Raw genomic sequence first — 4,409 nt, 5'->3', positions numbered from 1 at the left:
CGTCTTCCGCGATCAGACGATCACCGCCGAGCATCACAAGCGCTTCGCCGCCGCCTTCGGCGAACTGCGCCCCGTCAACCCGCCGCCGCCCGAGGGCGATCCCTACATCCTGGAGATCCGCACGACGTCGGCTGCGGCGGACGTGGCGGGCAACGGATGGCACGCGGACGGTACCGCCGACGCCGAACCGTCACTGGGGTCGATGCTCTACATCACCGAGATTCCCGAGCCGGGATGCGGCGGCGACACCCTCTTCGCCAACATGCACCTCGCCTACGACATGCTCTCACCTGCCATGCGCGCCCTGCTGGACCCGCTGACCGCGATACACGACGGCGCGCAGGCCCTGGCGGGATACACACCGCCCGCGGACTACGTCATCCCCAAGAGCGAACACCCGCTCGTCGCCCGGCACCCCGAGACCGACCGCAGACTGCTCTACGTCAACAAGGCCTACACCAGCCGCATCCCGCAGCTCTCCGCCGACGAGAGCCGGGCCCTGCTCGACATGCTCTTCGACATCATCGCCCGCAGGGCGGTCCTGCACTGCCGCGTCCGCTGGACGCCGGGCACGCTCGTCTTCTGGGACAACCGGTGCGTCCAGCACCACGCGACGTACGACTACTACCCCTACGCCCGCTACGGCCAGCGCGTCGCCATCAACGGAGGCCCCGTCAAGGGCTGATGTCCTGCCCCGGTGAGGCGTCGTGCACGGACCCCGGTCCCGCGTACGACGCCTCACCGCGCTGCCTGAGGTCAGTGCCGTTCCGCATCGAACTCCAGCACCTGCGTGAGCCGGACGTTGTTGCCCGAGGGGTCCGGAACGATGTGTCGATCCCGTAGGGCTGCACGGCAGGCGGGTCGTTATCCCGGCGGAGCCGGCATGAGCAACCGCCGTTCGACATCGCAGCGAGGACCAGGCCACGGACGAGTGCTGAACCGCTCCTGTGACCACGGTGATCCTCTTGCCTATGGGGTTCGAGAAAGCGGCACTGCCCATCCCCCGTCGCTCGGGGCGGTCTCATAATTACTCGGCTTGATTCCCCAGGCAGTCCCGCGCCGATCTGCGGACGGGCGTCCCTCCTGTGTGGCGTCCGTCCGCAGATCGGCGCCACACAGGAGGGGCCACTCGATTGCCCGCCAACACCGGGTTCGTGATGGCCAGTTCGTCAGGAAGTCCCCCGGACAAGGGAGCCCGCCGACTGGCGGTTGAGCATCGGATCAAGCCTGCGGGTGCCGATAAATCATCCGGCCAGGTCAGCGGTGTGATGGGTGGTTGGCTGCAGGTGGGGCCGCTGGGGCGGTGGGGAAGCGCCTGTCCTGGCATGATGATCAGTCGTGCTGCTGCGCCTGGCCTGCCTTGCCGTCACGAACACGTTCTCCCTCATACGCCTTCTTCCGATGAGTGAGCGGGAGAAGGAGATCGAGATCCTGGTCCTACGGCACCAGTTGACCGTCCTGCGGCGCCAGGCCACGAAGCCCGCCTTCACCCCGGATGACCGGTTTCTGCTGGCCGGCCTGCTGCACCATCTGCCCGTGGAGAAACTGCGTCGCCTTCTGTTGCTGCTACGGCCGAACACGATCCTGCGCTGGCACCACGATCTGCTGAAGCAACGTCATGCCGCGACCCGCCTACGACGTCGGCGGGGACGACCGCGGACCCTCCGCTCGATCCGCACCCTGGCGCTGCGTTTGGCCAAGGAGAACCCGCATTGGGGCTATAGGCGCGTGCACGGCGAGCTCGCGGCTCTCGGCAGCGGGGTCGCTGCCTCGACCGTGTGGGAGATCTTCAAGGAACACGGCATCGACCCTGCGCCGCAGCGGGACCACAGCACCTCGGCCGCCCTCCTGCATGGTCAGGCCGAGGCCATACTCGCGTGCGACTTCTTCGAGATCCGCACGTTGACCGGCGCGCGGTTGAACGTGTTCGCCATGATCGAGCACGCCACCCGCAGAATCCGGGTCCTGGAGGCCACCACGCATCCGACCGCGGCCTGGGTGGTGCAGTCGGGGCGCAATCTCGTCGTGGATCTGGAAGACGCGAAGGCGAGGGCGAAGTTCATGATCCGTGACCGGGACTCGAAATTCACCGCCGCGTTCGACCCTGTCCTCGCGGACGCGGGTATCGAGGTCGTACTCAGTGGCGTCCGGATGCCGAGAATGAACTCGATCACGGAACGGTGGGCGCAGACCTGCCGGCGCGAGCTCCTCGACCGTACTTTGATCTGGAACGAACGCCACCTCCACCACGCGCTGCGCGAGTTCGAGCAGTTCTACAACGGGCATCGACCCCATCGGACCCTCGGGCAGGCCGCGCCGTTGCGCGCGCTGCCCGAGCCGATGACCGATCCAGAGCAGATCATGCGCCTCGACGTTCGCCGACACGACCGACTTGGCGGCATCCTTCACGACTACCGACATGCCGCTTGACCAGTGCGGATGATTTATCGGCACCCGCACTGACTCGCGGTCGGGCCTTGCCGATCTCGGGCAAGGCCGGGCTACCCGCGGGCGGTGGTGAACCGCACCCTGCTACCCCGCTTGTCCCGCTGCGCGGCAAAACACCAGGCGCACAGCGAGAGCCAGCCCGGGCCGTAACCCTGGCATCAGCGCCACCACAAATCCCAGCACAGCTTAAAGTTCCACCTGGCCACGGCCGACTTCTGGCTGTTCGACTCCCGCCGCGAGTCCTCTCAAACCGGGGTCCTGGTGTGCACCATCGAGCAGGACTCCGGCCCAGGTCCGGGCCCTGTACGCATGCGAGCCGTGCCGGGAAGCAGCGCGAGCTCATGCCGGTTGCCGAGCAGCCGCTGAAGAGCGAGCACGCGCTGGAGTTCCCACCGTCAGCCTTCTGAATGCGAGAGCGGCGGTCGCCGTTGCACCCCCGCGCCAGGCGTCCGCCACCCGCGTCCTCATGGCTACTTGGGGCTAGTCGATGTCTCCCTTGTCGAAACCGACCTGTCCGGATTGGACGAGACCGACGAAGGCAGTCCAGGCCGTAGCAAGAGCGCCGGAGCTGGATGCCGAGAGCGGTCGGGGGCTGTGGATCGTTGCGGCCATCGCTTCCGAGTACAGCGGTCCTGGGGTGTCAGCCCCGACTGCACGAAGACCTGGTGCTCTCTCACCGTGCCCGCAGTGATGGAACCTGCCGTCTGATGGCTGCTTTGGAGTTCACGCCGGCGCAACAGACGTCAGCGGCCTCACCGGCCATGGACATGGGTGACCTCGCGGAGCTGGTCCGCTCGCCCAGACATTCGCAAAGCTCCGTCCCTGAGCTTCCCCCGAGATGCGGAGTGAGTTGACAGAGGGTCAGATGGGACTCATGAGAGGAACATCGACCATGGCTGCCCCCAGAAAGTACTCGCTGGAGTTGCGTGAGCGTGCGGTGCGGATGTATCGCACCTCCGACCCGAAGCCCCAGATCAAGAAGCTCGCCGTCGATCTCGGTGTGCACCCGGAGGCCCTGCGCGGCTGGATCCGCCAGGCCGAGGCCGACGCCGGCGAGCGGGATGACCGGCTGACCACCGACGAACGCGCGGAGCTCACCGTGCTGCGCAAGGAGAACGTCCAGCTCAAGCGGGCGAACGAGGTCCTGCGGACGGCCTCGGCTTTTTTCGCGGCCCAGCTCGACCCGACCCGGCCCAGGTGACGGCGCTCCTCGACGAGCATCCACGCCTGGGGGTCGAGCCCGTCCTGCGGGAACTGCACATCGCCTCCTCCACCTACTACCGCTGGCGCCGTGCCGAGCGTGAGCCGTGCGAACGCGTGCGCCGGGACGCGGAACTCACCGAGCAGATCAAGGAGATCCACGCCGACTCGGGCGGGATCTACGGCTCGCCGCGCGTCCACGCCGTCCTCAGACGCGAGGGCGTCCACGTGGGCCGCAAACGGGTCGAGCGACTGATGCGTGAGGCCGACATTGTGGGCATCAGCCCGCGCCGGAAGGGCTTCACTCGCCGGGACCCCAAGGCCACGCTCGCCCCGGACCTGGTCGAGCGCGACTTCACCGCGCCCGCGCCGAACCGGCTGTGGGTCACCGACCTCACGATGATCTCGACCGGCGAAGGGCCGCTGTGGCTCTCGGCGATCCGGGACGCGTTCTCCCGGAGAGTGGTGGCCTGGGAGACCTCCGCCCGCGCGGACGCCGACCTGGTCCTCACCACCCTGGAGTACGCCCTGGCCAGCCGAGAGGTCGAGCCCGGACAACTCGTACACCATGCCGATCACGGCTGTCAGTACACATCCGTGAAGCTGACAACTCGCCTCCTGAGAGCGGGAGTTGCGGCGTCCATGGGCTCGGTCGGGGACTCGTACGACTGTCAGTCTTTTCGCACCGGATCCCGCAAGGATCGGGTAGCCCCGGCTGAGGCGGTCTGACTCTTGCTTATGACTGACCCCGTGAGTGTCCT

Annotated in this window: 4 protein-coding genes; all 4 read left to right on the top strand. The window is 67.3% G+C overall.

All coding sequences use genetic code 11. The features are described from left to right. Positions 1-685: TauD/TfdA family dioxygenase (locus ABZ656_RS56730; protein ID WP_360280400.1), on the top strand; the 685-nt coding region annotated here is incomplete at its 5' end. Positions 686-1,338: 653 nt separating this feature from the next. Beyond that, positions 1,339-2,430, top strand: coding sequence for an integrase core domain-containing protein (locus ABZ656_RS56725; RefSeq protein ID WP_101403370.1), 1,092 nt, complete (start codon positions 1,339-1,341; stop codon positions 2,428-2,430). Between the two features lie 910 nt (positions 2,431-3,340). Continuing rightward, positions 3,341-3,649, top strand: coding sequence for a transposase (locus ABZ656_RS56720; RefSeq protein ID WP_360280397.1), 309 nt, complete (start codon positions 3,341-3,343; stop codon positions 3,647-3,649). Next, positions 3,646-4,377 carry an IS3 family transposase gene (locus ABZ656_RS56715; RefSeq protein ID WP_360280394.1) on the top strand — a complete coding sequence of 244 codons (732 nt, stop codon included), beginning with the start codon at positions 3,646-3,648 and terminating at the stop codon, positions 4,375-4,377. Before ABZ656_RS56720 ends, ABZ656_RS56715 begins: the two co-directional genes overlap by 4 nt. Positions 4,378-4,409: the final 32 nt, after the last annotated feature.

The organism is Streptomyces sp. NPDC007095, assembly GCF_040634475.1.
Classification (GTDB): Bacteria; Actinomycetota; Actinomycetes; order Streptomycetales; family Streptomycetaceae; genus Streptomyces.
Note: the sequence above shows the minus strand (reverse complement) of the source record. Positions and strands in the feature narration are given on the sequence as shown.

Excerpts from the sequence above, each read along its gene's own strand:
- ABZ656_RS56720 (WP_360280397.1), top strand. The coding sequence starts at position 3,341 with ATGGCTGCCCCCAGAAAGTACTCGCTGGAGTTGCGTGAGCGTGCGGTG.